Here is a 25,661-nt window from a genome sequence, read left to right on the forward strand (position 1 = left end):
GAACTACCTGCCGCCGGCGCGGGCGCGCCAGACCCGGCCCACGATGAAGGCGAGCAGCCCGATGCCCATGGCCCAATACACCAGGGGGGTGAAGCTGCTGGTGGCGGCTTCCACTTTTTTCTTTTCCTCGGCCTTACGGATGTTCTCTTCGATGGAGAGCTTCTGCCGGATGTCGCGGGCATCCGCGACAGCTTTCTTCTGGGACTCCCGCGTCTTCTCAAGGTCCTTCACCGTGGGGTCCTGGCCTTCGGGCGCGTTGTCCTGGGTGTCCTGCAGGATGAAAGCCGAGTGGTTCACGGCCTGGAGGCGCGGGCGCCGATGGCGGTTGCGGGAGGGTCGACCGGAAGAGGCCGGTTGGAAGCTGCCCTCTTCGGGGACCTGCTCGTGATCGCCGGCGCTGTAGTCCAAGGATTCAGCAAGATCCTGGATATCCTGGCGCATGCCTTGCATTTCGCGGTGTTGCCGGTTGAGCAGCCCGCCATGGAGCCACAGCAGGCCCACCTGCGCGGCGAGCACCGCCACCAGGGCCGATTGAATCCAGACAGGCTGCCGGGGGTGTGGCGACTCGTTCATCATGCATCCCTTCCCAGAATCAATAGGGTACGGTCATCCCGGTTCTGAGTCTCGAATTTCGCGACGTCCTGGAACACCGCTTCGCAGGCGGCCCTGAGGCTTCCGACCCCCCAGAGCCGCTGCAGTTGCATGCGGAACCGGTCCAGCCCGTATTGCTCGCCCTTGTGGTCCATGGCTTCCGTCAAACCGTCGCTGTAGAGCACCAGCCACTCCTTGGGCTGCAGCAGGCCTTCCTGGATCTGCCAGTCGCCTGGACCTGCGGGGCGGAGGCCCAGGCCCCGGCCGTGGGGATTCAATTCCGTGGTTTCGTGCGGCTGGGTCCCCTGGACGAGCAACGCCGGAGGATGGCCGGCCCGGGCGAGCCGGTAGTGCCCATCCTCGTCCCACTCCAACAAGCAGAGGGTCAGGAAATCGCGCTGGCTCATCAAAGTGCGCAAGGTGTGGTCGAGGGAGGGCAGGATCTCCTCGAGGCTTTGGTCTTCCCGTTCCGTGGCGAACTCCAGAAGCGCGATGGACTGGCTCATGTACAGCGCACCAGCAAGTCCCTTGCCGCTCACATCGCCGACGGCCGCGAGCCAGGAGCCTTTTCCATCGGCGGAACGCCGGTGTTTCACCCAGAGCAGGTCGCCTCCGGTTTCCAGGGCGGGGTCCAGGCGGAGGGCCAGATGGAAGCCCGGGGTTTCCGGCGGTGTGGTGGTGATCATGCCTTTCTGGATGTGACGGGCCGAAGCCAGTTCCTGCTCCATGCGGCCCTGGTCCAGCAGCCTCTGGTGCAGCACCGCCGTATCGAGCACGATGCCGGCCTGGATGGCCACTTCGCGCAGGAGTTCCCGGTCCTCGCGACCGTAATTCAGTTCGGAATATTTGCCTCCCAGCAGCAGAGCCGTGTGGGGCTTCTCGCCCACCAGGATCAGCACCAGCACCTGGGCTTCCAGGGCATCGATGTGGGCGCGGAGGGAAGGATCCTGCTCCCGGATCCAATCGGCCTCGTCGCTGCCCAGGCCCAACACCAGCTCCCGGTTTTCCACTGCGTGCCGGACCAGGGAAGCCGGGATTTCGAAGGTCCTCGCGGGGTAGGAGGCACCGTCTTTTTCAGCGGCTGGAAGCTGGAGGGAGCGGCTGCCGAAAGGCAGCATCAGCATGGTCTGGGGACGGAAGGCATCCCTCAGGGTGGCCTGCAACCCCGCCAGCAGCGCCTCCTCGGAAAAGCGTTTCTTGGTTTCGCGAAGCTGGCCCAGGATGATTTCCCGGGTGGTGGAGAGGTCCCTGCGGAAACCTTTCCGCACGGCCTTCAACATGCGCCGCAGGAGCCACCCGACGGGCAGGGCCGAGAGTCCGAGCAAGGCGCCGATCCAGGCGGGCGGAACGGCCGTCATGCCCTGTGCGAAAAGCCAGGCCAGGCCGCCCAGATAGCACAACAGGACCGTGCCGAGCACCAGGAAATAGGAAAGCCAGCGCAGGATCGCGCGCCGCACATCCAAAAAGCCATGCCGCACGATGGCGTAGGCGAAGGCCAGGGGCAGCAGGGGCAGGGGCGTGAAGAAGACCCAGGCTTCGCGGCGGAAGAGCAGGCTGTTCTTGAAGACGAAACCCAGCACCACCAGCGCCACGAAATCCAGCATCACCGCAGAAGTGAGGATGAGGGCCGGCAGCAAGGCGCGGCGCCGCGAGGCCGGAAGATGCCAGGCCCCGCGCCAAAAGCAGATCGCGCCGGCGATCGCCGCGGCGAAGATCAGGCTCGTCACCAGCAGCTGGAACTTGGGGCCGAACAGGGCGGTGATGAACCCTCCCACCGCCTCGAATTGCCGGGGATCCACATGGGTTTTGAAATATTCCCTGAAGGCCTGCAGCAGGCCGAGCAGGAGGTTGAAAAACCCCACTAGGCCGAAGACCAGGTAGAGCCCCTGGAGGAACCGCCGGTTCTTCCGCAGCGGGAAGGGGTGCGGGAACCGCAGGAAGAAATGGAACCACATGGGAGGCAGCAGCCCCACGGCGAGGCTTCCGAACAGCACCCTCACCCCGTTGAGCCAGGGCGGAAGCGTGCCCAGGAATGGCCGCACCACCAGGGGGACCAGCAGGGCCAGGACGCCCATGTAGAAGAAATGGCGGGCGACTTTGCGCTGGGCCGAGGACACCACCACCAGCAGGCCCAAGCCCCAGGCCACCAGGGCCGACACCACCACGAGCAGGCCGGCGATGCTGAACGGCTTCACCAGCCGGACCGGCTGCTGCAGGGTGCGGCCTTCGCGCTCCAGGGTGTAGACCAGGATGCGGCCCTCGCCTTCCTCGTTGATCCGGTTCTGGGCGTCGTTCAGGGTCTGGGGCGTCACCTTGCGGCCGCTGATGGCCTTGAGCACATCGCCTTCCAGCATGCCTGCTTCCTCGGCCACGCCATTGGGCAGGATCTCCCGGATGACCACCCTGTTCCCCTCCACCACCCAGGAGCACTGGTCATCGGAATAGGAGTAGACCCATTGGAACAGGGCGAAGGATCCCAGGCAGAGCAGCAGGCCCAGTAGACTGGTGAAGATCAGCCGGAACTTGATGCGCTGCAGGGAAGGGGACACTGGATGCCTGAGGAAAAGCCCTGGTGGATTCTGGTGGGTGGGATGCGGAGGCTGGGAGGGGCCCTTGCCGAAGAGCTTGCCCAGGATCATGCGCTGGTGTTGACCGGTTCTCAAGACGCTGATGGGGAATGGTCAACGGAGCTTGCCCGCCGCACTCAGGTCCGGACCTTCCGGTGGAATGCCATGGATCCGGAGCTTGGCCCCCTGATGATGGCAGACCTGGATGGACTTGAAAGCGCCGGAGTCCGGTTGGCCGGGGCGGTGATCGCGGCTGGGACGTTCCCTGAACAACCATTCGGGGCGTGGACCGCGGAGGAACTGGAAATTATCTGGCGCGTGAATTTGAGCTTTCCCATGATGTGCGCCCAGGCGCTTGCGCCAAGGCTCGCCGACCGGAGCTGCATCCAATTCCTGGTGGATACCTGCATCCACCGTCCTTTCCTGAAAAGGCTGCCCTACAGCGCCTCGAAGTCCGGCCTCGCTTCACTGGTGCCTGGCCTGGCGCAGGTGCTCGCCCCCCGCCTCCGGGTGGTCGGCCACGCCATCGGAACGGTGCTTCCCGACCCTTCCATCGACCCCGCCTGGCTGGCCTCCCAAAGCCTGCTCGGGCGCAACGGGGGCCCGGCGGATGTGGCCCGCAGCCTGAGGTTCGCAGCAGCAAGCCCCTACCTGACCGGGGAGATCCTCACGCTCGATGGCGGGCGACGCTGGCGTTGATCCGGGCCATGGCAAAACGGCCCGCGCTGCCCAGCGATCACCACCCTGGGCATCAAGGCCGGTCCGCCATTGGAAACACCTGTTTTTAAGCAGCGGCCTAGGGATATTCCGGAACGGGTCCTAGACTTGAAGGTTTGGACAAGGTCCACGTGCGATTCAAGGTCAACGAGATCTTCCACAGCATCCAGGGCGAGGGCACCCGCGCCGGGCGGACCTGCGTCTTCGTGCGGCTCACGGGATGCCCGTTGCGCTGCGTCTACTGCGACACGGCGTACGCCTTCCATGAAGGCGCTTTCATGGGGCTGGAAGAAATCGTCGCTGAGGTTAAGCGGCGATTGGGACCGCCCCGGAAGGGGCCGGATGCGCCCTTCGTGGAACTCACGGGCGGTGAACCGCTAGCCATTCCAGGTGCGCCGGAATTGTTGAAGTCCTTCCTGGCCCTGGGCTGCGAGGTGGCCGTGGAGACAGCCGGAAGCCACGACATCGCCCCGGTGCCGCGCGAGGTCATCAAGATCATGGACCGCAAGACTCCGGCCAGCGGCGAAGGCCATCGCTGGCTGGAATCGAACCTGGACCACCTGGTCCCCGGGCAGGATGAATTGAAATTCGTGATCATGGACCAGGCGGACTACGAATGGTCGAAAGCCTGGTGCTCGGAACGGGATGTGTGGGACCGCTTCACCGTGCTGTTCAGTCCCGTGCACGGCGATCTTGATCCGGTCTGGCTGGCCGAAGCCATCCTCAAAGATGCGCTGCCGGTGCGGTTCCAGATCCAGCTCCACAAGCTGATCTGGGGGCCCGACCGCAACGGCGTCTAGGCGCCCTCGCGGGGTCCCGGGGCGGCTTCCTATTGCTTCCACTGCTGGAGCTGCTGCTCCAGCGGGCCGGTCACTGCGGCGCCCTGCTTTCTGGATCTGGCCATGGCCAGGGCTTTTTCCGTGAGTTTCACGGCCTGGGCCTTGTCGCCATGGAGATGGAGCAGGCGCGCCTTCACCGCCAGGTTGGCGGGCTGCTCGTTCAGCTTGATGGAGCGTTCGATCCAGCCCAGCGCCTCGCCCATGTGGATCTCCTGGTCGACGCAGTACAGCGCCGCATCGCTCATGAGCTTCCAATCATTGGGCCGTTCCCGCATGGCCTTGCGCATCTTCGCGGTGACGATCTCATCCACATCCACCTCGACGATCAGGCTCACGCGGAGCTTTTCCCAGTAGAGATCCACGTACGCCGTGGCGCTGCTGGCGGGGTAGATCTCGTAGGTCAGCCACTCCGTGTGGGGCACCGCTTTGGGTTTCACGTCCAGGCGCAGCACATCCTCGCGGGGGTCGTATTCCCAGGCTCCCTGCTGGCGGGCGCGTTTGTTCAGGATCACCGTCCAGCGGTCCTGATAGGGGATGGAGAAAAGCGCGTAGGTGCCGGCCGCCACCTTCTGCCCGTTGACCTGCACCGGGTCGCCGAAGCGGATGGTGGTGGCTGCATTGGCGCCGGTGCGCCAGACCTGCCCGTAGGGCACGAGGCTGCCGAAAATCTGCCGCCCCCTCACCGCGGGCCGGTGGTATTGGACTTCCACCGTGGTGGTGCCGATGGTCTGTGAGACGCTGGCTGAAGGGCTCAGCTGGGGGAAGATCGGAGGCGCCTGGGCCGGGAGCGGCCATGCGCAAGCAACCGCCAGGGAATAATATGCAGCTTTATGCATCATGCGCCTTTGACTCCGGATTTCCATTCGGCGAGTTCCCGCTCTTTGTCCGCGAACCATTCCTTGGGTGGCTGCTTGCCGGGGGGCAGCGCCCGGGCGGTCTGGATGGCCTTCTCCAGCCACGCGGCCGCCTCGGGGAGCTGGCCCTGCCACCGCAGGATCCGGGCCTTGGTCTCCTGGTTCCAGAAACTCGTTCCGGCCTTGAGGCTCTTGTCGATCCAGGCGCTGGCGAGGTCGGCCCGGATCTCATGCCTCTGGCAATAGTCCGCCGCCTGGTGCCAGGGCACCCAGTCGGTGTCCGGCGCGGCGGCCAGCTTGGATTCCAGGTGCTTCCAGTAGATCGCCCTGGTGTCGAAGGCCACCGGGAAGCCCACCCTCACCGCTTCCCAGGACAGCTCGATCCGGGCGCTGGATTCCCCGGTGAGCCGGATCCGGAAGTCCAGCCATTCTTCATAGGGAACGCTCTCCACGCCCACCTCGAACCGCAGGAGGTCATCCTTCGCGTCGTAGGAATAGGAGCCCCACTGCTGGGCCTTGCGGCTCAGGACCAGAGTCCAGCGGCCAGGTCCGGGGATGGCGAACAAGGCGTAGGTGCCTGCCGGGACCTCCTTGCCGGCCACCTTGCAGGGGTCGCTGAAGGTGATGGTCGTCGCCGCGTTGGCGCCAGCCCGCCAGACCTGGCCGAAGGGCACCAGGCCGCCCCAGATGACCCGGCCCTTCACCGCGGGCCGGTTGAAGGTCAGCTTCACGGAACTGATGCCGATGTCCTGCGACAGGGTGGTTGCGGGGCTGGTTCGGAGGGGCGTGAGGCGCACCGGTTCGGCGGGCTTCGCCGCGGGTTGGGCGGCTGGGGCCGGGGCCTGGGCCGAGAGCATGGCCGGGGCAAGGAGGAGGGAGATGGGAAGGCGCATGGAAGCTCCAGGCTTTGTTTGGAGTTTAGGGCGTGTTTCAACTCGAGGCGCGGCCGCTTTCAGAATCCATTGGCTCAGTACCCCCGCCCGCGGTCCACCACGTTCAGGACGGGCCGGCCCTCGGCGAAGCGGTGCAGGCTGTCGAGAATGTCCGGGATCAGATCCTTCGGCGTGGAGGGACCGCTGTGGTGGGGGGTGACGGTGACCTTCGGGTGGCGCCACAAGGGAGAGCTGGAGGGCAGGGGTTCTTCCAGGAACACATCCAACACCGCCCGGCCCAGGTTGCCTGAATCGAGGGCTGCGAGCAGGTCTTCCTCCCTCACCAGATCGCCGCGGCCGACGTTGATGAGGGTCAGGTTGGAATTCCCGTGGCTCAGGAAGCGCGCATCCACCAGGCCGCGGGTCTCGGGGGTGGAAGGGGCCGCGAGCACCAGGCAGCGGGCCGCGGGCAGCAGTTCCGGCAATCCATCCGGGGTCCGCAACGGGAATTCGCCATCCTCCCGGGCGTTCCGCACCAGGCCGGTGACATCCATTCCCAGCTCTCGCAGGGCCCGGCCGATCTGTCTCCCGATGCGGCCGAAACCCAGCACCAGCGCGCTCTTGCCGCCGAGGTCCTCGGGGATGAGCTTGGGATTCCAGTGGACCTCCGCCTGCGCGCGGGCGCATCCCTCCAGCCGCTGCGCCTCGCTGAGCAGGTGCCCGCAGACGTAGCGCGCCATCCAGAACCCGAAGTGGCCGTCAGCCCGGGAGATGGGAATCTGAACGGGCAGTTCGGGGTGGGCTACCAGGTGGTCCATCCCCGCGCCGCTGTTCTGCACCCAGGCGAGCCTGGGCATCCCGGCGGCCAGGCCGGCCGGAAGCTGCCAGCAAAAAAGCGCTTCGGCTTCCGCCAGCCAGGCCGGGTCGATGGAGGCCCAGTCCCGTGGATGGGCGCCCCGGATGTCGAGGCGGGGCTCGGCCTCCTTCAATGTCGGAACCCATTCCGCAAAACGATGGTGGATGACTGCGAGCTTGCGCCCAGGATTGCCCATGGATCCAAGATTCCCGAATTAGCGGCTGGGGGGAAGATTCGATTTTTTGTTACAGATCACATCGGATTCCTGGAATGCTATTTAACGATGGGCCGATGCCCAAGGAGGATTCATGAAGAAGCTCGTACTCACCGCCCTGGTCGCTGCCTTCGCCGTGTCTGGTTTCGCCGGTGACACCAAGAAGTGCGATCCCGCGAATTGCAAAGACAAGGCCTGCACCGAGAAGGCTGACAAGAAGGCCTGCAAGGAAGCTTGCAAGGATGCCTGCAAGGACAAGAAAGCCTGCGAAAAGAAGCCCGAAGCCGCCAAGGCTCCGAAGGCCTGATTTCCGACAACAGGTCCAACCCGCATGGCTGAATCCTCGGCCATGCGGTTTTTTTTTAGGCCGAGGCAGGCTCTAGGCTTTCCCTCGCGTGGTAGCTGCTCCGCACCAGCGGGCCGCTTTCCACACGCTGGAAGCCCATTTCCAGGCCCTTCCGGCGGTACATGTCGAATTCCTCAGGGTCCACATAGCGGTGGAGCGGCAGGTGCGACCGGGTCGGCGGCAAATACTGGCCCAGGGTGGCGATGTCCACGCTGGCGGCGCGCCAATCCTTCATCAGCTCCAGCACCTGTCCGGGGGTCTCGCCAAGGCCCACCATGATGCCGCTCTTGGTGCGCAGGCCGGGATGCGATGAGTCCCGGCGCGAAGCCGCCCGGCGCAGGACCGTCATGGATTGCTCGTAGTCCGCGTCTGGACGCACGCGTTTGTAGAGATGAGGCACCGTTTCCACGTTGTGGTTGAGCACTTCAGGGCGGGCCGCCAACACGGCATCCAGCGCCTGGCCGTCGCCGCGGAAATCGGGGATCAGGACTTCCACGCCGCAACCCTTGTTCAAAGAATGAATCCAGCGAATGGTATCCGCGATGTGCGCTGCGCCCCCATCCGGCAGATCATCGCGGTTCACCGATGTCACCACCGCGAACACAAGGTTGAGCGAGGCCACGGCTTCGGCCACCCGCTGGGGTTCCTCGGGGTCCAGACCACCGGGCTTGCCTTTGCCCACGCTGCAAAATCCGCAATGCCGCGTGCAGATGTCTCCCATCAGCATGAAGGTGGCCGTGCGATGCACCCCCCAGCATTCGTGCAGATTGGGGCACCGGGCCTCCTCGCAGACGGTGACAAGCTGCTTTCCGCGCATCAGGGCGGCGACCTCGTCCACGACTTCGGGGGCCGGGATGCGGATCTTCAACCAATCGGGGCGCTTGCCGGGGAGGACAGGGGGGCGGGCCATTCAATGATTCTCCAGGGAGTTGTTGCAATACGCAACGAGGTGGGGTCCGCGAAGGAGGCATCCCGAGGCCAGGCGCTTGGCCGAATCCGAATCCATGCCGCCAGATATCATGGGAATGAATGGTTTTGTGAACTGTGACGAAATACCGGCTGCTTGGCCCTTCTCTTGCCACTTCCCAGGGTGTAGAAATTTAGAAGGCCACAAGCTCAACCGGCAACCACCCCCTTGCCTATTCAGGCAGGCTTTTCTAGAGGTACTCATGCGCCGCACTCAACTCGCCCTTCTCGCCGCCGCCGCGATTCTCGCCGTGGCCGGCCCCGCCGATGCCAAGCTTCCCTATGTGAAGAAGGCCAAGGATCTCGGCTTCACCTACATCCAGAACTGCGCGTCCTGCCACGTCGACAAGATGCCGAAGAAGGAAGCGAAGGGCGAACCCTTCGGCGAAGTCGGCAAATGGCTGATGGCCCAGAAGGCCAAGAACAAGGCCGCCGAAGTGGATGTGGCTTGGCTGAAGGACTACAAAGCCAAGTGACCGTCCGCTTCCGTCATGAAGCACTGATGGCTTGAATGGCGGATTGAAAGACCGGACCCGGCAGATTCCGATGAAGGAATCCGCCGGGTCCGCTTTTTTGTTCCCAGGCTGCCGGTTGGGGGCCCTAGTTGCTGAGCTTGGCGTCCTCGACGATCACGGCGTAGGTGTATCCCGATCCGAAATCCTTGTTGACCCTCACGATGCCCTTCACCAGGACCACATCGCCGACTTTGGCCGTGCCCTGGGTGGTGATGGTGAGGTCATTGTCGCCTTTGCCGGCATTGCCGCTTCCATCGCGGAGATGGATCCAGTTCTTGCTCATGACCTGGGAGGTGAACTTCACGACCTTGCCGCGGACGGACACCGGCTTTTCCTTCAACTCCGTTTTTTGAGCATGGATCTCGGCGACGGTCCGCGCATCCGGGCCCGTTGCCTTGTCCACCTTCACATCCGGAACGCCGTCGGGCCCCTTGGCCGCCGCAGCGTGCTGCATGGCTGGATTGGCAGAGGCCGCAGGAGCCTCCAGGGTGCCGAAGAACACCACATCGAATTTCCGCTTCAGCGTCTTCGATTCGAAGTTGTCCATCTGCATGGGATTGAAGACGGTGACCTCAGCGCCCTTCGCGAGCTTGGTCTCCGGCACCGCCGCCCAGACTTCACCTTTGGCGCTCTGGATTTTGAGGTAGCTGTAAGGCGAAGCATCGATCCGTTCGAGGAGCTTGCCCGTCAGGTTGTTGGCCGGGGCCGGGGCCATGGCCGGGGCGGCGGCAGCTTTGGCTGCCTCAGCCTGGGCCGCGGTCGGCGGATTGTTTCTTTGGCATCCCGCTAGCGCCGCAAGGGCGAGGAGAAGAGCTGGAAATGGGCGCATCGGCGAAACTCCATGAGAAATGGATTGTTGCGGGCTGGACTCCCCGCTCTTCCCAGAATAAACCATTCCGGCCCCCGGACTCCTGAGATGGGCATCACATGCCTTTTTGTTCCCGTCCCGGGGATTGGATGCCGCTGCGCTACAATCGTCCCATGCCTGAACTGCCTGCCCCTGAGCCCCTGCTTGAGCCCCTGCAAGCCCCGGCTGCCCCCTCGCGGATCTTTGAACCCCCGAAAGGTTTCGAGACCAAATTCAGGGATCTGCCCCTGCACTTGTCGGCCTTCGAGGGCCCCCTGGACCTGCTGCTGCACCTGATCCGGGAGCAGAAGCTGGACATCGTGAATCTACCCATGGCGGACGTCACGCGGCAATACATGGACTACCTCCTGCTCATGGAGGAATTGAACATCGAGATCGCTTCGGAATTTGTGGCCATGGCGGCCCAGTTGCTCCAGATCAAGTCGAGGCTGATGCTGCCCCGCGCTCCCCAGGGATTGGGGGAACCGGATCCCCGCGAGGACCTCATCCAAAGGCTGCTGGATTATCAACAGGTCAAGGAAGCCGCAAGGGAACTCTCCGCCCGGGAATCCGCCTGGCAGTCCGTGGTCTACACCAAAGGGCTGGATATCCAGGAGCATGCCCGCACCGAGGAGGAGCCGATCCGCGCGACGCTGTTCGACCTCCTTTCCGCCTATCGGGATGCTCTGAAACGCCTGCTGCCGCCGCCTCCGGTGGAATTCCGCACACCGCCCAAGAGCATCGAACAGCGCATCCAGGAAGTCCTCGCGCAGCTTGCGGACCACGGCTGGAAGCCTTTCGCAGGCCTGCTGGCCGACGCGCTGACCCGCGAAGAACTGGTGCTGACCTTCCTGGCCCTGCTGGAATTGGTGCGCACGGGGCGGATCAACCTGGTCCAGGTCGAGGCCTTCGGCGAGATCCGCGTGCAAGCGGCCTAGAGGAGCGGTATGGAACCCATGGATCCCGGTCTCGTGGAGGAATTGCGCAAGCATGTGGCCATGGCCCGTGTGATCGGCTTCTCCCTCTGCTTCCTGGCGCCGGCCATCTACCTGCTGCTGCTGGTCCAAATGGCGTTCCATGGGAATCCCCGGCCGCTGGTGGCCGGGTTCCATTCGGTGCCCTGGGGCGATCTTCGGATCATCGTCCTGTCCATGGCCGGCCTGGCCCTCCTGGCTGCGGGCCCCTACCTGGTCCATCGGTTCTGGGCCCGGGCGAACGCGGCTGAGACAGCTGAAGGAGTCTTCGCGAATCTCCGCGCCGGCCATATCCTCCATTGCGCAATGCTCGAATCGGTCGCGATTTTCGGCCTGGTATTGGGCTTCACGGTGGGCACCGGGGCGGGTCCCGTCTGCCTGGTCATGTCGCTGGTTCCGCCGGTGGGCTACCTGTTGTTCGTGCCGGGGGCGCGGCCGCGGCTGCGCCTGCTCTCGCTCCGGGCCGCGGGGCTTCCCGGAGGGCGCCTCGCTGGCCCGACGGACCTCCATCAGGGAGATGGCCGTGGCGCGCCTTGAAGATGCGGACCTAGACGCCCTGCATCGCGCTTATCGCTGGGCCTACCTGGCCGGATTGACGCTTTGTGTTTTCTGGCCCTTGATGCTGCAACTGGCGTTCACCGAATTCATCGCGCCAGGGCAGAACCCGCCTGATGGAGTCGTCAAGCAATTGGGCTACACCTTCACCGGCCTGGTGCTGCTCTGCGCGGCCTTCGTGACCTGGCGGTCAGGCAAGGTCCGGGCTGGCTTCTGCGCCTTAGCCGCCGCAGCCAGGCCCAGGGCGATGGCCCGGGAAATCCTGCTCTATTCGGCGCTCTTCGAGGTGAGCTGCTTTTTCGGTTTGGCCTATTGGGCCCTGGCGGGGCATGAAGGCGTGCGCTTCGCCCGCAGCTTCATCGTGCTCACCAGCATCATGTTCTTCTGCTTCGTGCCGCGTTTCGACGCATGGCGCCGCGCCGCCGAAGGCGAGGCCTGAACGATCCGCTTATTCGGGCGGCATGGCCAAGTTGTTTTGTCGCGTGGGCCGACTCAAGGTTATGCTTGGTGACTCTTACTGCTCCCATGGCCCAAAAACCCCCAAAAGACCAACGCGCCAAGCCCGTCGAGGCTGACCGCACTGTGCGCCTGCCCCGGAAAGGCCTGGGACTCGAGAAGGATGAACCCACCCAGGCGCTTCAAATGGGCGCGCCCGCGGCCGATTCCACGCTGCGGTTGAAGCGGGACGAGATGTCGTTGGAAGAGCCCACTGTGGCGCTGAAGGCCGGTGTGCCCGCCGCCGACTCGACCCTGCGGTTGAAGCGGGATGAGATGTCGCTGGAAGAGCCCACCGTGGCGCTGAAGGCCGGTGCGCCCGCCGCGGACTCGACCCTGCGGTTGAAACGGGATGAGATGTCGCTGGAAGAGCCCACCGTGGCGCTGAAGGCCGGCGTGCCCGCCGCGGACTCGACCCTGCGGCTGAACCGGGACGAGATGTCCCTGGAAGAGCCCACCCAGGCGCTGGAGCGGCCTGCGCTGCGGACCGCGATGGAAGTGATCGACGAGGCGACCAAGGTCGAAACGCGCCAGGCGAAGCCTTCGGTGATGCTGCCGGATGCCACGGATATCCCGTCCTGGGAAGAATCCACCCAGTTCTTCACGCCACCTGCCGGTGGCCACGCGGACTCGACGCTCCACCTGCCTCGTCCGCTGGAGCCCCCCCCGGCCGCGGTGGATCCCAGCGATTCCATGGATGAGACCTTCCCGAACGCTCCCGCGGCGCCCAAGGGCCAATCATCGCCACCCGCGCCCATGGAAGCGGCCAACCTGATGCAGGTAGTGGAAGGCCCGGACCTGGAAGAAGACACCCTGGTCCTGCCCGACCTGCACGAGCTGGATGAACTCCAGAACGCCATGAAATCCACCACGATGATGCCCGTGATGGAAGCGCCCGCGGCTCCGGAACCGCCCGAGCCCATGGAAGCCACCACCATCCTGCATGTGGAGCCAGCCGCCGAACCCGCGCCAATGGCGAAGACCATGGTGATGCCCGTGATGGAAGCGCCCCCAGCGCCGGAGCAACCCGAGCCCATGGAAGCCACCACCATCCTGCATGTGGAGCCAGCCGCCGAACCCGCGCCAATGGCGAAGACCATGGTGATGCCCGTGATGGAAGCGCCCTCGGCGCCGGAACAACCCGAGCCCATGGAAGCCACCACCATCCTGCATGTGGAGCCAGCCGCCGAACCCGCGCCCGCGCCCATGGCGAAGACCATGGTGATGCCCGTGATGGAAGTGCCGCCAGCGCCGGAACCGCCCGAGCCCATGGAAGCCACCACCATCCTGCACGCGGAGCCAGCCGCCGAACCCGCGCCCGCGCCCATGGCGAAGACCATGGTGATGCCCGTGATGGAAGCGCCCCCGGCGCCGGAACAACCCGAGCCCATGGAAGCCACCACCATCCTGCACGCGGAGCCTGCCGCTGAACCCGCGCCTGCGCCCAGGGCGAAGACCATGGTGATGCCGATGGTAGAACCGCCATCGGCTCAAGAAAAACCCGGGCCCATGGAAGCAACGACCATCATGCCCGTTTCCGCCGAGGATCCATCGGCCTACCTGACCCGTCAGGGCCAGTCCCCTTGGCCCCCATCTTCCAAACCGGTGGAGCAATCCCCGGCTTCCACCCAATTGATGTCCGAGTCTCTGCTTTCCATGGCCAAGGAGGCCACCAGCCGCGACCTTGATTCGGCCCTGGCCCCGGTGCCCCCGGAGGTCACGGCGATGGAAGATGATTCGCCGCTGGCCAGAGCCTCGGAACCGCCCGCTGCGCACCCCCCGGCGCGCCCCTTCGGCCACGCGCAGGACCGGACCGTTGACACCTCCTCGGGCATGGCGATGACCCCCTCCACGGTGCTCATGCCCGTTCAGCCCCCGCTGGAGCCCACGGCGCCCATCCAGCGCCCGGCACCCGCGCCCACGCCCATGCCATCAATAGCAGCCGAAAAGCCAAGGCCGCAGGCATCGCAGCCGATGCCATCCGGGCCCGCGAAACCCAGGCCTGGCGAACCTGTGGCGGCCGTCGTTCCGCCGTCGGTTCCGGGCTATCCCGACCGCCATGTGCCGGCCCCGCCCCCTCCCCCCAGGCCTCAGCCCAAACCCGCGGCCAGTCCTGTCAAGGCGCTCAGCCCGGCTCCCCTTCCGATGGCGGCGCAGGCCAAGGCCGCCGGAAGCTCCTCCAAGCTCTGGATTCCGATCGCCATGGGTTTTTTACTTTTGGTCATCGGCGGAATCTATTTCGCTTTTTTCAGGACTTCCCTGAAAACAAACCTGCCGCTGGTGGCCTTGCCCAACCAGGGCAGCGAACCCAGCCTGCCGGTCCCGGCGGATATGCAAGGCACCCTCGCCCAGGCCAAAGGCGGCGACAGCAAGGCCATGCACATGCTCGGGGTGAGCTTCTACTACGGCCTCAACGTGCCCCAGAACAAGGCCGAGGGCCTGCGTTGGATGCGCAAATCCGCCGAGGCGGGCAATGAAAAGGCCAAGAGCGATCTCCGCCAGATGGAGTCCGAGGGCCGCTGATCAGGTCGGCTAGGCCTCGGGCGCGGAGTCGCGCCAGGCCAGCACCTTCGCCACCGCCGCAGGGCCGATGGCCGCGCGGAGATCAGCCTCCGGGACGGTTCGCACAGCCCCAACGCTTCCGAAGGATTGAAGCAGTTTTTTGGCTGTTGCGGGGCCGATCCCCGGGATTTGCGTGAGCTCTGTCTGGAGGGTGCGCTTGGCCCTGAGATTCCGGTGATAGGTGACTGCGAAACGATGGGCCTCATCCCGGATGCGTTGCAGCAGTTGTAGCACCGGGGAGGATTTCGGGATGCGGAAGGGTTCGCTCCGGCCCGGACGGAAGACCAGTTCCTCCTTCTTCGCGAGGCTGGCCAGTTCGAGATGGTCGAGCCCGAGATCCTTCAACGCTGCTTCGGCCGCATGCAACTGGCCCAGGCCGCCGTCGATGAGCACGAGGTTCGGGAATTCCTGGCCCTCTTCCTTCAAGCGCTTGTAGCGGCGGGTGACCGCCTCGTGCATGTTGGCGAAATCATCGTTCTGCTCGTTGCTCATCTTGAAGCGCCGGTAGCGCGCCTTGTCCGGGACACCGTCGCTGAAGACCACGCAGGAGGCCACCACTTCGCGGCCCTGGCCATGGCTGATGTCGAAGCACTCCATGCGGCGCGGGACGTGGGAGATGCCAAGGAAGGCCTGCAAGCCTTCTAGCACGGCTTCGTTCAGCCGGGCCGGTTCGAACTTCCGTTCCAGGGCCATTCGCGCGTTTTCCTGGGCCATGGACAATAAATCGACTTTTTCACCCTTTCTCGGGATATGGATGGCGGGTTTCGTCCCCCTCAGGGTGCCCAGCCAGTCCCGCAGGAGGTCCGCATGTTCGGGCTCCACTTCCACCAGGATCCGGGCCGGGACGGGTTCCACGGCATAGACCCGTTGCAGCACTTCAGCCAGCACCGCGCCGTCGAAGGTCTCGATGTCGTCCAGGATGTATTCATGGCGGTCCACCATGCGCCCTTCGCGCATGACCAGCCGATGCACGCAGGCCCGGCCATCCAGCACCGCGGATCCGTACAGGTCCGTATCCTCCTGGTCGGAGCTGGCGGCCTTCTGCCGCGTGAACCAGGCGTCCAGCTGCTGCAGCGCGTCGCGGTGGTGGGCCGCCAACTCGAAGGCGGATACCTCCGCGGCCTTCCACATGGCCGCTTCCAGGCGGGACTTCAGCTCATCCCGCTTGCCTTCCAGGAAGAGTTTCGCTTCCTTCGCCTGCTCCGCATAGGCTTCCTGCGACACTGCGGCGATGCACGGGGCTGTGCAGCGGTGCAGCTGGTACTTCAGGCAGGCGCGCCCGCGCTTGCCGTCGATGTCGATGTCGCAGTCGCGGATCTGGAAGAACCGGTAGACCAGTTCCGCTGTCCGGTAGGCGGTGCTCGCCGGGAAGAAAGGCCCGAAATAATAGGCCTTGTCCTTGAGGACCTTCCGGGTCACATAGACCTTGGGGAAGGCCTCCCGGGTGAGCTTCACGTAGGGATAGCTCTTGTCGTCGCGGAGCAGGATGTTGAAGGGCGGCCGGTGCTCCTTGATCAGGTTGTTCTCCAGGACCAGGGCTTCCAACTCTGTTTCGCAGACGATGAATTCCAGGTCCCAGATGCGCGCCACCAGCCGACGGGTCTTGGCGTCCTTTGGGGAGGCGGTGAAATAGGACTTCACGCGGTTCCGGAGCACCTTGGCCTTGCCGATGTAGAGCAGGTTTCCTTCCGCATCGCGATACAGGTAGCAGCCGGGCTGCGTCGGCAAGTCCGGCAGTTTCCGTTGTAGGAAAGGGCTTTTGTCGAGGTTCGTTCGGGGCGCCACTCATCGAGTCTATCTCAGCGCTTGAAGGACCGCCGGATCATGATCAGCAGGAAGAGCGCGAAGCCGCCCATCACGATGATCCCCCAGTTTTCGTTGGAGAAATCGCCCATGTGCGATCGGTAGTTTGTCGTCTTCTGGGCGGGGTCGCCGCTGGAATCGCTGGGGGTTTCCTGCAGCACGGAGAGCAGGGGGAGGCCGGGGCGTGGCATGGAGGAGTTCCGAGAATGGGTGGTGACGATTCTAGCGCGCCGCGCGCCAAGCGGATCAATGCGGAATATTCTGGATCCATGCTGAAGCTCGAATCCTTCCCCGTCGGCCCCCTAGGCTGCAACTGCAGCCTGCTCTGGAACCCGGACACGGGAGCCGGCCTTGTGGTGGACCCGGGCGGAGATGGCGCGAAGATCCGCGCGCGGGTCGCGCAGGCGGGATTCCGGGTGGAGGCTCTGCTGCACACCCACGCCCACTTCGACCACGTCGGCGCCACCAGGGAACTGCAGGACCTATGGCAATGTCCCGCCTACCTGCATCGCGGCGACGGCTTCCTCATCGAGAACCTGGACATGCAGACCGGAGGGTTCGGGTTTAGCGCAATCCCGAAGCCCGACATGCAGGATCTCAACCCTGGGGACATCTTCGCGGGACTGGCCACGCTCCACACGCCCGGGCACACACCGGGCTCCTGCTGCTTCCATGGGGACTTCGAGAAGGGGAAGCTGGTGCTCGCCGGCGACACGCTGTTCTGCGGCGGCATCGGCCGCACGGATCTCTGGGGCGGCGATTTCGGCCAGTTGGAACAGAGCATCCAATCCCAACTCTATGAGCTGGATGCGGGAGCGCTGGTGATTCCCGGCCACGGGCCGGCCACCACCATCGGCGAGGAGGCCGAGAACAACCCTTTCGTCAGAAGGAGCTGACCTTTCAGGTCTTCGCGGGCGCTGGTTTGGGGGGCTTGGGATCCGGCGCGGCGGCCAGCAGGTTCGTGAGCAACGATTGCCCGGCCGGAATGAGCGTGATGGTCGCGCCGCCGTCCAGAATGCGCTGGGTTTCCATGACGGTGAACATGGCTTCGGAGACAGCGGGATCGCGGGAGATCTCATCCAGAGCAGCGCCGACGATCTGGGGGCGGATGGCGCCGGCTTTCGCGAACTCCACGGCCGCCTGGCGCTCGGCGGTGCTGCTGATGATGTTCACCTGATTGGTGCCGTCCTGCTTGATGGACGAGGTCACCTGGCGCAGCCGGTTGACGACCTTGCTCTCGATCTGGCGGATCATGTCGTGGTCCCGGAAGTGCACCTTGCGGATGTAGATGGATCCCAGCCGGTAGCCCCAGTCGTGGGATTGCGGCGAGACCTCATCCCGCACGGTCTGGCTCATGGTGTGGCGGTTGGCCATCATGTCGCTCAAGGGCATGTTGCTGAGGCACCGGACGGTGGAATTGCTCACGTTGGCGCCCAGCGAACCGCGGGGGTCCGTGTTCTTGAACAGGTAGGCCACGGGGTCGCTGATGAACATCTCGTACCAGATGCCGATGCCCATGGGCGCGCCTTCTTCGGAGTTCACGGGCTGGCTGCGCAGGTATTCCTGGTCCAGCCGCAGATCGATGTCGTAGCACTTGCCGACCCAATTGATGAAGAGCGCCCGCCAGCCGAGCTTGAACCACAGGATGTGGAGACCGGGCTCGTCCAGCACCGCGATGACTTTTCCGAAGAGCACGTAGACCTTGCAGCGGCGCTCCTGGACGATGGCGTAGAAGCCGAACATCCGCGAGAGGGCGAACAGGATGGGCACGCCGATGAGAGCGGCGAAAAAAGCGGCGAAAGCGGCGATGAGGGTCAACATCACTTCACCTCCTTCACCAGGCGGCCAGCCTGGGCGTAGAGGCCGAGACCCACGTTGCGCACGTAGGCACCGAGGGCAGCTTCGCCGCCATTGGCCTTGAGTTCCGCAAGCTGCGAGGCCATGAGCCGCAGGGGCTCCACCTCGGCCTGGGCCTTGAGGGTTTCGATCTCCACGGCCCGCCTGGACTGGACGATCTTCTGGTCCGCGGAGGCCTGGGCCAGGCTGATGTCCGAGGACACCTGGTTGTGCGCGGTGTTGATGGCCGCCAGGGCCGATTCCACTTCCGGGGGCGGGTCGATGCTCGTGATGAGCGAGGCGTCCAGCTGGACCCCGTAGCGGGCGGCCGAGGAGCCGCATTCCTTGTCCATGTGCTCGTTGATGTCGCGCAGGTTCTTGCGCAGGTCATTGATTGAAATTCCCGTCTGGACGGCGGGCGTGCCGTCGGCGGCGTTGGGCGCCTCGAAGTTGGCGATGCGCTCCCGCAGCACCGACACGAAGTAGCCCATCACATGGGCGATGGGATTCTTCACGCCGAACACGTAGGCATAGAGGTTCCGCTCGCTGATCTTGAAGCGGATCTGGCCCGAGAGGCCCGTGTTGAGCTGGTCCTTGGTGACGGCCTCCAGCACGGTGCCGCTCTGGTTGGCGCTGGGCGTCATGGGATCGAAGGCCATGCTGACGGTCTCCGTAGCGATGGAGACCTTGTAGACCTGTTCCCAGGGCCACTTGAAGTAGGGGCCGCCCGGCGGGATGACCCGGACCTGGGGATAGGTGTAGCGCAGCTTCTCGTCGGCGTTGAGGGATGCCGAGATGGGATCCTCGGCGGTGGTGGCGTCCCCCAGGCGCTGGGCCCGCCCGAAGGAAGTCTTCACGGCCCGTTCGTTCTGGTTCACGGTGAAGATCCCCGCCACCAGGTAGCGCACGAGGAACCAGGCGATGAATCCCAGCAGCAGGCCAAAGGAAATTCCGGCGGTTATTTCGGGCAGCATGGCAACTCCTGGGATTTGATGCCTGAGTGTATCCAGAGCGGTGCGGATGAACATGTGCTGTCGGGCACGATCAGCCGACTCCTATTGGTAGTGAAGCAGGTAGTTACCCCTTCGTGCGAAGATAGGCCATCTTTCCGGAGGATGATATGGAAGCGATGTTCGCTGGCATGACATGCATGACGCCCATCCTCGTGTTCATCGCCATCTGGGTGCTGAGCTGCCTGCGCGTGGTCAACGAATACGAGCGGGCGGTGATCTTCCGGCTGGGGAAGGTGCTGCCGCAACCCAAGGGTCCGGGCCTCATCGTGATCTTCCGGCCCATCGACAAGGCGGTGGTGATCTCCCTGCGGACCGTCGTGCTGGAAGTGCCGAGCCAGGATGTCATCACCCGCGACAACGTGACCCTGAAAGTCTCCGCGGTGGTCTATTCGAAGGTGGTGAATCCCCTCCAGGCCGTCGTGGGCGTGGAGAACTACCAGTGGGCCACCAGCCAGATCTCCCAGACCACGCTCCGTTCCGTGCTCGGCGAAGTGACCCTGGACGAATTGCTGGCGGACCGCGAGAAGCTGAGCGGACGGCTGCGGGAGATCATTGATTCCGCGACTGAACCTTGGGGCGTGGAGGTCACCGCCGTGGAACTGAAGAGCGTGGACCTGCCGGAGCAGATCCAGCGCGCCATGGGCAAGCAGGCCGAAGCCGAGCGGGAAAAGCGCGCCAAGATCATCGCCGCCGAAGGCGAGCTCATGGCCAGCCAGCAGCTCCTGGACGCAGCCAACAAGTTGAGCCAGAACCCCACGGCCATCCAAATGCGCTACTTGCAGACGCTGACGGAAATCGCCGTGGAAAAGAACAGCACCATCGTCTTCCCGCTGCCCATGGAAATCATGAAGGCGTTTGAGAAAATCACAGACAAGAAAGACTGAAACCGCGAAAGCCGCGAAAGAACGCGAAAAAAATATGCTTTAATTCGCGTCCTTTCGCGGGATTTAGCGGTTCTATTTTTATGAGAACATCGTCCGCGGAGGATCCATGGAATTAGGCCCCTGGGACGTCCAGATCATCAGCGGCGGCACCTTCCGGCTGGACGGCGGCGCCATGTTCGGCACGGTGCCCAAGGTCGTCTGGAACAAGATCTACCCGGCGGACGAGGACAACATGATCCTCATGGCCACCAACTGCCTGCTCATCCGCGGCGAGGTGGACGGCGCGAAGCACGTGATCCTGGTGGACAACGGGAACGGCGACAAGGAGCCGGACGATTTCATGGCCCGCTTCAAGTTCCAGGGCCGGGGCGTGCTGGATGCCGGACTGGCGGAGCACGGCGTGAAGCCCGAAGACATCACCCTGCAGATCCTCACGCACTTGCATTTCGACCATGCGGGCGGCAGCACGCGCTTCGATGAGGCGGGCCGGTTGGTTCCAAGTTTTCCCAATGCCCGCTACCTCGTGCAGAAAAAGGATCTCGAGGACGCCCGGCATCCGCACCTGCGCGTGAAGGCCAGCTACCTGGCCAAGAACTGGGAACCACTCGAAGCCGCGGGCCTGCTGGAGACCGTGGAAGGCGACGTGGAAATCCTCCCTGGCATTTCCGTGCGTCTGGTGCCCGGGCATATCGAGGGGCTCCAGGCGGTGGTGGTCCGCGGCGGTTCGCGGAAACTCATGTACATCGCCGATCTCATCCCAACCGCGCGCCACATCCAACCGGCCTGGGTCATGGGCTACGACCTGGACGTGGTCACCTGCGTGGATGTCCGGCAGCAGCTGCTCTCGGAAGTCGCCGGCACGGACACGGTCCTGGTGTTCGAGCACGACCCCGAGATTCCGAGCGGCACCGTGGGCCAGGATGCGAAGGGAAGGTACGTGGTCACGCCGGTCCTGGTGTGAGCGGTTGGGAAAGCTGGTCTTTCTCGTCTCCCAGCGGCGGCGCGAGGGGGCTCCAGGTCCTGGGGATCACGATGCAGGAGCCTTGGATCAAGTCCTGGATTCAGCCCGGACCACGAGCACATCTCCCTGGGCGTTGCGGATGACCCGGTCGGCGGTGCTGCCGAAAAGGAGCGCGTCCAGGGCGCCATGGCCCACATTCCCGATGACCAGCAGCGTATCGGCGTCCGCTTCCGCCACCAGCATCCTGGCGGTGTTGCCGGCTCTGATGAGGGAGGTGCTCCCCGGGTAGGCCGCCAGCCACTCGTCCAGCAGATTCTTGGCATCGGGTTCCAACTTCTGGAACCACCCTGGATCCGCCATGGGCGCGTAGGGCTGGAAGACCGCCTGGGCTGGCTGGGGCATCACGTGCATGGCGATGAGCGGAACCTTGAGCCGCGCCGCCCATTGGGCGGCCCGTTCCAGGGCCCGACGGCTGGCTTCGGAAAAATCGATGCCGACGAGGACGCGGTTGATCATGGGAACCTCCATGGATCGACCCCAACATAGGTCAGGGAGGTCGTCGCTTTCCGCACAACCTCCCAGAACGCTCGTTGCAGGCCTCCCTTGGCGGCCAGGCCGGGACAGCCGCAGGCCGCGCCCCGCGGAGGATTGCTGCTAGGCTCTCTCCGTGCGCATGGCCCTGCTGTGGAAGGTGCTGGGATCGGCCCTGGGGGGCTACGCTGCCCTCTGCCTGCTGGTGGTGGCGTTCCAGCGCCGGCTCATGTACTTTCCAAGCCGCCTGCCGGAGGCAGATGCTGTGCGGGAAGCCAAGGGCCTGGGTCTGGCGGCGTGGCGCGACGAGCAAGGGAAGCTCATGGGCTGGCGGACGCCGGAAGCCAGGCAGGGCGTCCGGGTGCTGGTCTTCCACGGCAACGCCGGCTGCGCCCTGGACCGCGGCTACTACCTTCAACTATTGGGAAGCGCGGACGTGATCCTGTTCGAGTATCCCGGTTACGGCCCGAAGGCTGGCGAACCATCCCAGGACGGCTTCGTCCGAAGCGCTGTGGAGGCCCTGGCCCAGTTGCGGAAGGAATCTCCGGGGCCCATCTGGCTCCTGGGGGAAAGCCTGGGCAGCGGCGTGGCTTCGCAGGTGGCCGCCCGCAGCCCTTCGGAGATCACGGGCCTGTTGCTGGTCACCCCCTTCGCGCGTATGACCGACGTCGCCGCCCACCACTACCCCTACTTGCCGGTGCGGTTCCTTATGCGGGACCGCTGGGATAACGTGTCGGCGCTTGCGGGCTTTCCAGGACCTATCGGCCTCTTCATCGCTGGCCGCGACGAAGTGGTCGGTGCGGCCCAGGGACGCCTGCTCGCGGCCAGCCTCGGCCCCCGGGCCCGGCTCTGGGAGCAGCCCGAGGCCGGCCACAACAGCTTCAGCACCCGCCCCGAAGCCCACCCCTGGCCGGAGATCCGCGGCTTCCTGGCGGGATCCCCGGCTTCTGCCAAACCGACCGGGCCTTAACGGAAGATCTCCCCCAGGAAGTCCTTCATGTGACGCCAGCTGCGGATGGCCGCGGGCTGGTTGAAGGCGGCCCCCTTGGCCGGGTCGTTGCCCGCCTCCTTCTGGGTGAAGGCGTGCACCGCTCCAGCGTAGGCGATGAAGATATAGTCCGCCTTGGCGACCCTGGGCGTTTAAGAACTGAGAACTCCCGTTTGCTGGCCGTGACATCATATTTGCCATATTCGGCCCAGCCCGGTGCAGACCATGGCCTTCCTCGAAGGAACTCGGATCGGCCCCTACGAGATCGTGGGCAAGATCGGCGCGGGCGGCATGGGGGAGGTGTATAAGGCGCGGGATCCCAAGCTCGGTCGCCTGGTGGCCATCAAGGTGCTGCCAACTGATTTCGCGCAGGATCCCGAGCGCTTGCGGCGCTTCGAAACGGAGGCGCGCTCCGTCAGCGCGTTGAACCATCCGAACATCCTGACCGTGCATGATCTCGGCACCCATGACGGTTCACCCTTCCTGGTCATGGAACTGCTGGAGGGCGAGACGCTCCGGGAACGGATGGCGGGCAAGCCTTTGCCCGCGCGCAAGGCTGCTGAGATCGGTCTGCAGGTCGCTCGGGGCCTCGCCGCCGCCCACGGCAAGGGGATCATCCATCGGGATCTCAAACCCGAGAATCTCTTCATCACGCTAGAGGGGCACGTCAAGATCCTCGACTTCGGCCTCGCCCGGATGCGCAGCGCCGAGAGTCTCGGAGGCAGTTCGGAGAATGGTTCCACCGTGGCTCTGGGAACCCGTCCGGGGATGGTGATGGGGACGGTGGGATACATGGCCCCCGAGCAGGTCCGGGGGGAGGAAGCCGGTCCCGCCGCGGATATCTTCTCCATGGGATGTGTGCTGTTCGAGATGCTCGCGGGGCGAAGAGCCTTCCAGGGCGACAGCGCGGTGGCGGTCCTCAATGAAATTCTGACCCAGGATCCGATGGGAGAGGGATCGGGGCTCGGAGGGGTTCCCCTCGGATTGGGCAAGATCGTCGAACGCTGTCTCGAGAAGCTGCCAGGTGATCGCTTTCATTCAGCTCATGACCTCGCCTTCGCCCTGGAAGCGGCTTCGATGCCCGGTTCCGGATCGGCAGGGCAACTCCCACGGAGAGGCCGCGAGCCCAGGAAATTGCTGCTGGCCATCGGTGCGATCTTCCTGATCGCCGCTATTTCAGGAACTGGCTGGTGGCTAGGGCGACGGTCGGCGCCCAACCCGATGCCCACCTTCAAGAGCGTGACTTTCCGCAGGGGGACAGTGCTTGCGGCGCGATTCACACCCGATGGCCAATCCGTGATCTACACCGCCGGCTGGGAAGGGGAGGCCCCGCGCATGTTCCACAAGCTTCTGGATAGCGAGGATGCTGTTCCCCTGGGTCCGCCGGGGGCGATAATTCTTTCAATTTCGCGCAAGCGGGAGCTGGCGGTGCTCCTAGAATCCCACCTGACCGGACCCTTAAGTAGAACCGGCACTTTGGCCACCATGTCCATCGCTGGGGATTCACCTAAGCCGATCGAGAACGACATCAGCGCCGCGGACTGGTCGCCAGTCACGGGGGAGCTTGCGATGGTCCGAGACCTCAACGACCATCAGCGGCTTGAATTCCCGAGGGGAAAGCCCCTCTATGAGACCACGGGCTGGCTCAGCAGCCTTCGCTTCTCCCCGGATGGAACCGAGATCGCCTTTCTGGAGCATCCCCTCCGAGAGGACGAGAGCGGCTACCCGGTCCGGTTGCAGCTCGCCGCCTCCAAGGCCCGTTGGCCCGACGCCAAGGCCCGTAGCGCCTTGTTCTACGGCATCGCATGGAGCCCGGACGGGAACGAGGTTTTCTCCGCCCAAGGCAAGCGGGTCACGGCGATCGATCGTGGGGGGAAACAGCGGATCGTGGCAAAGTTGCCGCGGGGGGCCGCCATCCACGACCTTTACTCCGATGGCAGGATCCTCCTGGGCGAGTATTCCATGGGTGTGGGGATGGCCTGTGTGGATGAGAAGGGCCAACGGGACCTCTCATGGCTCAGCTGGTCGCTCGTGATGGACATGATGCCTGACGGAACAAAGGCGGTATTCACCGAATTCGGGACCGCTAAGGAGCCTTGCGTGTCGGCCCTGCGGGGCCTTGATGGCTCGCCCGTGGTCCGCCTGGGAGAGGGCATGGCAACGGGCATCTCACCGGACGGAAGCCTGGTGGCCGCCATCAACCTCGCAACCCAGCAGATCGTCCTTCTGCCAACCGGCGTCGGGGAGGCCCGGATCCTGCCCTCCCACGGAATTCTCAGCTCGGCCCACGCGCGCTTCCTCCCTGATGGAAAGAACATCGTGTTCTATGGACACAAAGCAGGGCAGGCCCCATGCATCTTCGTGCAGGGGATCGATGGCGGGGAACCAAGGGCCCTCGGCGGGAAGGGGGCCGGATTTGGCATGCTGGCAGTCTCCCCTGCTGGTGATCGGGTCGTAGCCACAGGCCCTGACCGGCGCCCGTGGATCTTCCCTCTTACCGGGGAGGCAACGCCTTTTCCTGGAGGAGTGAAGGGAGACTTAGCCATCTGCTGGGGCGCGGATGGGAAGGCGGTGTTCTTCCACTCCCATGGCACCATCCCAGTGCCCATTCGAAAGGTAGATGCTTTCACCGGGCGTTCCGAGGTCGTGCGCACCCTAAGCCCCTCCGATCCAACCGGCGTGCAGTGGGTCGGCCCCGTCGCCATGACCGCCGACGCCAAACGCTACGTATTCAGCTACCACCGCGTGATTTCCGATCTCTATTTGGTGGAGGGCATGGAATGACACCCCTCCCCCGGAACCCGACTAGGTTTCGGAGAAACCACGGAGCGCCGCGGGAACCTGGGGGAATCGTGTGGGCGCCGGGCAGCTTCGT

The 25,661-nt window shown here is 64.6% G+C and carries 26 protein-coding genes; 13 read left to right on the forward strand and 13 right to left on the reverse strand.

Annotation, left to right across the window (positions count from 1 at the left end; genetic code table 11):
* Window positions 1–3: 3 nt before the first annotated feature.
* Window positions 4–576 carry a hypothetical protein gene (locus tag IPQ13_14435; protein ID MBL0212088.1) on the reverse strand — a complete coding sequence of 191 codons (573 nt, stop codon included), beginning with the start codon at window positions 574–576 and terminating at the stop codon, window positions 4–6.
* The gene (locus tag IPQ13_14440) at window positions 573–3,140 is read right to left on the reverse strand and encodes a SpoIIE family protein phosphatase (protein ID MBL0212089.1); all 2,568 of its coding nucleotides are present in this window, start codon (window positions 3,138–3,140) and stop codon (window positions 573–575) included. The genes IPQ13_14435 and IPQ13_14440 overlap by 4 nt, the downstream gene beginning before the upstream one ends.
* Window positions 3,141–3,143: 3 nt before the next feature.
* On the opposite strand from IPQ13_14440, the gene IPQ13_14445 reads away from it, so the two are divergent.
* Entirely contained in the window at window positions 3,144–3,857 is a 714-nt protein-coding gene (locus tag IPQ13_14445) for an SDR family oxidoreductase (GenBank protein ID MBL0212090.1), read from the forward strand.
* A gap of 149 nt (window positions 3,858–4,006) precedes the next feature.
* Complete coding sequence (locus IPQ13_14450) at window positions 4,007–4,675, forward strand: radical SAM protein (GenBank protein ID MBL0212091.1); 669 nt, start codon at window positions 4,007–4,009, stop codon at window positions 4,673–4,675.
* A 29-nt stretch (window positions 4,676–4,704) separates the two neighbouring features.
* On the opposite strand, the gene IPQ13_14455 is transcribed toward IPQ13_14450, so the two are convergent.
* From IPQ13_14455 to IPQ13_14465, 3 genes are all read right to left on the reverse strand, one after another.
* Entirely contained in the window at window positions 4,705–5,553 is an 849-nt protein-coding gene (locus IPQ13_14455) for a DUF2911 domain-containing protein (GenBank protein MBL0212092.1), read from the reverse strand.
* The gene (locus tag IPQ13_14460) at window positions 5,550–6,461 is read right to left on the reverse strand and encodes a DUF2911 domain-containing protein (GenBank protein ID MBL0212093.1); all 912 of its coding nucleotides are present in this window, start codon (window positions 6,459–6,461) and stop codon (window positions 5,550–5,552) included. The genes IPQ13_14455 and IPQ13_14460 overlap by 4 nt, the downstream gene beginning before the upstream one ends.
* Window positions 6,462–6,535: 74 nt before the next feature.
* On the reverse strand, window positions 6,536–7,492 hold the full coding sequence (locus tag IPQ13_14465; protein ID MBL0212094.1) for a D-2-hydroxyacid dehydrogenase: 957 nt from the start codon (window positions 7,490–7,492) through the stop codon (window positions 6,536–6,538).
* A 112-nt stretch (window positions 7,493–7,604) separates the two neighbouring features.
* On the opposite strand from IPQ13_14465, the gene IPQ13_14470 reads away from it, so the two are divergent.
* Window positions 7,605–7,817 carry a hypothetical protein gene (locus IPQ13_14470; GenBank protein ID MBL0212095.1) on the forward strand — a complete coding sequence of 71 codons (213 nt, stop codon included), beginning with the start codon at window positions 7,605–7,607 and terminating at the stop codon, window positions 7,815–7,817.
* A 55-nt stretch (window positions 7,818–7,872) separates the two neighbouring features.
* Here the strand turns inward: IPQ13_14470 and lipA are convergent, their stop codons facing one another.
* Window positions 7,873–8,766, reverse strand: coding sequence for a lipoyl synthase (gene lipA, locus IPQ13_14475; protein ID MBL0212096.1), 894 nt, complete (start codon window positions 8,764–8,766; stop codon window positions 7,873–7,875).
* Window positions 8,767–9,025: 259 nt separating this feature from the next.
* On the opposite strand from lipA, the gene IPQ13_14480 reads away from it, so the two are divergent.
* Entirely contained in the window at window positions 9,026–9,298 is a 273-nt protein-coding gene (locus tag IPQ13_14480) for a hypothetical protein (protein MBL0212097.1), read from the forward strand.
* Between the two features lie 124 nt (window positions 9,299–9,422).
* On the opposite strand, the gene IPQ13_14485 is transcribed toward IPQ13_14480, so the two are convergent.
* Window positions 9,423–10,166, reverse strand: a complete 744-nt coding sequence (locus IPQ13_14485) for a nucleotide-binding protein (GenBank protein ID MBL0212098.1) — start codon at window positions 10,164–10,166, stop codon at window positions 9,423–9,425.
* 128 nt (window positions 10,167–10,294) lie between these two features.
* Here IPQ13_14485 and IPQ13_14490 point away from each other — a divergent pair, with 128 nt between their 5' ends.
* The 4 genes from IPQ13_14490 (at window position 10,295) to IPQ13_14505 (ending at window position 14,731) form a co-directional block, all read left to right on the forward strand.
* Window positions 10,295–11,122 carry a segregation/condensation protein A gene (locus IPQ13_14490; protein MBL0212099.1) on the forward strand — a complete coding sequence of 276 codons (828 nt, stop codon included), beginning with the start codon at window positions 10,295–10,297 and terminating at the stop codon, window positions 11,120–11,122.
* Window positions 11,123–11,140: 18 nt separating this feature from the next.
* Entirely contained in the window at window positions 11,141–11,695 is a 555-nt protein-coding gene (locus tag IPQ13_14495; protein MBL0212100.1) for a hypothetical protein, read from the forward strand.
* Complete coding sequence (locus IPQ13_14500; protein ID MBL0212101.1) at window positions 11,682–12,152, forward strand: hypothetical protein; 471 nt, start codon at window positions 11,682–11,684, stop codon at window positions 12,150–12,152. Before IPQ13_14495 ends, IPQ13_14500 begins: the two co-directional genes overlap by 14 nt.
* Before the next feature lie 86 nt (window positions 12,153–12,238).
* On the forward strand, window positions 12,239–14,731 hold the full coding sequence (locus IPQ13_14505) for an SEL1-like repeat protein (protein MBL0212102.1): 2,493 nt from the start codon (window positions 12,239–12,241) through the stop codon (window positions 14,729–14,731).
* A 9-nt stretch (window positions 14,732–14,740) separates the two neighbouring features.
* Here the strand turns inward: IPQ13_14505 and uvrC are convergent, their stop codons facing one another.
* Window positions 14,741–16,498: an excinuclease ABC subunit UvrC gene (uvrC, locus tag IPQ13_14510; GenBank protein ID MBL0212103.1), complete on the reverse strand. Its 1,758-nt coding sequence runs from the start codon at window positions 16,496–16,498 to the stop codon at window positions 14,741–14,743.
* Between the two features lie 71 nt (window positions 16,499–16,569).
* Window positions 16,570–16,764, reverse strand: a complete 195-nt coding sequence (locus IPQ13_14515; GenBank protein MBL0212104.1) for a hypothetical protein — start codon at window positions 16,762–16,764, stop codon at window positions 16,570–16,572.
* Window positions 16,765–16,842: 78 nt separating this feature from the next.
* Between IPQ13_14515 and IPQ13_14520 the strand changes: the two genes are divergently transcribed.
* Complete coding sequence (locus IPQ13_14520) at window positions 16,843–17,469, forward strand: MBL fold metallo-hydrolase (GenBank protein MBL0212105.1); 627 nt, start codon at window positions 16,843–16,845, stop codon at window positions 17,467–17,469.
* 4 nt (window positions 17,470–17,473) lie between these two features.
* On the opposite strand, the gene IPQ13_14525 is transcribed toward IPQ13_14520, so the two are convergent.
* Window positions 17,474–18,394, reverse strand: coding sequence for an SPFH/Band 7/PHB domain protein (locus IPQ13_14525; protein MBL0212106.1), 921 nt, complete (start codon window positions 18,392–18,394; stop codon window positions 17,474–17,476).
* Window positions 18,394–19,383, reverse strand: a complete 990-nt coding sequence (locus IPQ13_14530) for an SPFH domain-containing protein (protein MBL0212107.1) — start codon at window positions 19,381–19,383, stop codon at window positions 18,394–18,396. Before IPQ13_14530 ends, IPQ13_14525 begins: the two co-directional genes overlap by 1 nt.
* A 167-nt stretch (window positions 19,384–19,550) precedes the next feature.
* Here IPQ13_14530 and IPQ13_14535 point away from each other — a divergent pair, with 167 nt between their 5' ends.
* Both IPQ13_14535 and IPQ13_14540 read left to right on the forward strand, forming a co-directional pair.
* Window positions 19,551–20,306, forward strand: coding sequence for a slipin family protein (locus tag IPQ13_14535; protein ID MBL0212108.1), 756 nt, complete (start codon window positions 19,551–19,553; stop codon window positions 20,304–20,306).
* A 106-nt stretch (window positions 20,307–20,412) separates the two neighbouring features.
* Window positions 20,413–21,267, forward strand: a complete 855-nt coding sequence (locus IPQ13_14540; GenBank protein MBL0212109.1) for an MBL fold metallo-hydrolase — start codon at window positions 20,413–20,415, stop codon at window positions 21,265–21,267.
* Between the two features lie 87 nt (window positions 21,268–21,354).
* Here the strand turns inward: IPQ13_14540 and IPQ13_14545 are convergent, their stop codons facing one another.
* Window positions 21,355–21,783 (reverse strand): universal stress protein, encoded by a 429-nt coding sequence (locus IPQ13_14545; protein ID MBL0212110.1) that lies wholly within the window; start codon window positions 21,781–21,783, stop codon window positions 21,355–21,357.
* Window positions 21,784–21,934: 151 nt separating this feature from the next.
* Between IPQ13_14545 and IPQ13_14550 the strand changes: the two genes are divergently transcribed.
* Window positions 21,935–22,768, forward strand: a complete 834-nt coding sequence (locus IPQ13_14550; protein ID MBL0212111.1) for an alpha/beta fold hydrolase — start codon at window positions 21,935–21,937, stop codon at window positions 22,766–22,768.
* Here the strand turns inward: IPQ13_14550 and IPQ13_14555 are convergent.
* Window positions 22,765–22,911 (reverse strand): dienelactone hydrolase family protein, encoded by a 147-nt coding sequence (locus IPQ13_14555; protein MBL0212112.1) that lies wholly within the window; start codon window positions 22,909–22,911, stop codon window positions 22,765–22,767. The two genes, IPQ13_14550 and IPQ13_14555, sit on opposite strands and share 4 nt — an antisense overlap.
* A 100-nt stretch (window positions 22,912–23,011) precedes the next feature.
* Between IPQ13_14555 and IPQ13_14560 the strand changes: the two genes are divergently transcribed.
* Window positions 23,012–25,570, forward strand: a complete 2,559-nt coding sequence (locus IPQ13_14560; GenBank protein ID MBL0212113.1) for a protein kinase — start codon at window positions 23,012–23,014, stop codon at window positions 25,568–25,570.
* The last annotated feature ends 91 nt before the right edge of the window (window positions 25,571–25,661 follow it).

This window comes from Holophagaceae bacterium (assembly GCA_016720465.1).
In the GTDB taxonomy this organism is placed as follows: domain Bacteria; phylum Acidobacteriota; class Holophagae; order Holophagales; family Holophagaceae; genus JANXPB01.

What these genes read in the sequence shown, in the direction of transcription:
- IPQ13_14460 (MBL0212093.1), bottom strand. Translation starts at nt 6,461, where the DNA reads ATGCGCCTTCCCATCTCCCTCCTCCTTGCCCCGGCCATGCTCTCGGCC.
- IPQ13_14530 (MBL0212107.1), bottom strand. Translation starts at nt 19,383, where the DNA reads ATGCTGCCCGAAATAACCGCCGGAATTTCCTTTGGCCTGCTGCTGGGA.
- IPQ13_14485 (MBL0212098.1), bottom strand. Translation starts at nt 10,166, where the DNA reads ATGCGCCCATTTCCAGCTCTTCTCCTCGCCCTTGCGGCGCTAGCGGGA.
- IPQ13_14465 (MBL0212094.1), bottom strand. Translation starts at nt 7,492, where the DNA reads ATGGGCAATCCTGGGCGCAAGCTCGCAGTCATCCACCATCGTTTTGCG.
- IPQ13_14545 (MBL0212110.1), bottom strand. Translation starts at nt 21,783, where the DNA reads ATGATCAACCGCGTCCTCGTCGGCATCGATTTTTCCGAAGCCAGCCGT.
- IPQ13_14495 (MBL0212100.1), top strand. Translation starts at nt 11,141, where the DNA reads ATGGATCCCGGTCTCGTGGAGGAATTGCGCAAGCATGTGGCCATGGCC.
- IPQ13_14505 (MBL0212102.1), top strand. Translation starts at nt 12,239, where the DNA reads ATGGCCCAAAAACCCCCAAAAGACCAACGCGCCAAGCCCGTCGAGGCT.
- lipA (MBL0212096.1), bottom strand. Translation starts at nt 8,766, where the DNA reads ATGGCCCGCCCCCCTGTCCTCCCCGGCAAGCGCCCCGATTGGTTGAAG.
- IPQ13_14520 (MBL0212105.1), top strand. Translation starts at nt 16,843, where the DNA reads ATGCTGAAGCTCGAATCCTTCCCCGTCGGCCCCCTAGGCTGCAACTGC.
- IPQ13_14540 (MBL0212109.1), top strand. Translation starts at nt 20,413, where the DNA reads ATGGAATTAGGCCCCTGGGACGTCCAGATCATCAGCGGCGGCACCTTC.
- IPQ13_14490 (MBL0212099.1), top strand. Translation starts at nt 10,295, where the DNA reads ATGCCGCTGCGCTACAATCGTCCCATGCCTGAACTGCCTGCCCCTGAG.
- IPQ13_14560 (MBL0212113.1), top strand. Translation starts at nt 23,012, where the DNA reads ATGGCCTTCCTCGAAGGAACTCGGATCGGCCCCTACGAGATCGTGGGC.
- IPQ13_14445 (MBL0212090.1), top strand. Translation starts at nt 3,144, where the DNA reads ATGCCTGAGGAAAAGCCCTGGTGGATTCTGGTGGGTGGGATGCGGAGG.
- IPQ13_14515 (MBL0212104.1), bottom strand. Translation starts at nt 16,764, where the DNA reads ATGCCACGCCCCGGCCTCCCCCTGCTCTCCGTGCTGCAGGAAACCCCC.
- IPQ13_14525 (MBL0212106.1), bottom strand. Translation starts at nt 18,394, where the DNA reads ATGTTGACCCTCATCGCCGCTTTCGCCGCTTTTTTCGCCGCTCTCATC.
- IPQ13_14480 (MBL0212097.1), top strand. Translation starts at nt 9,026, where the DNA reads ATGCGCCGCACTCAACTCGCCCTTCTCGCCGCCGCCGCGATTCTCGCC.
- IPQ13_14435 (MBL0212088.1), bottom strand. Translation starts at nt 576, where the DNA reads ATGATGAACGAGTCGCCACACCCCCGGCAGCCTGTCTGGATTCAATCG.
- IPQ13_14455 (MBL0212092.1), bottom strand. Translation starts at nt 5,553, where the DNA reads ATGATGCATAAAGCTGCATATTATTCCCTGGCGGTTGCTTGCGCATGG.
- IPQ13_14470 (MBL0212095.1), top strand. Translation starts at nt 7,605, where the DNA reads ATGAAGAAGCTCGTACTCACCGCCCTGGTCGCTGCCTTCGCCGTGTCT.
- IPQ13_14535 (MBL0212108.1), top strand. Translation starts at nt 19,551, where the DNA reads ATGACATGCATGACGCCCATCCTCGTGTTCATCGCCATCTGGGTGCTG.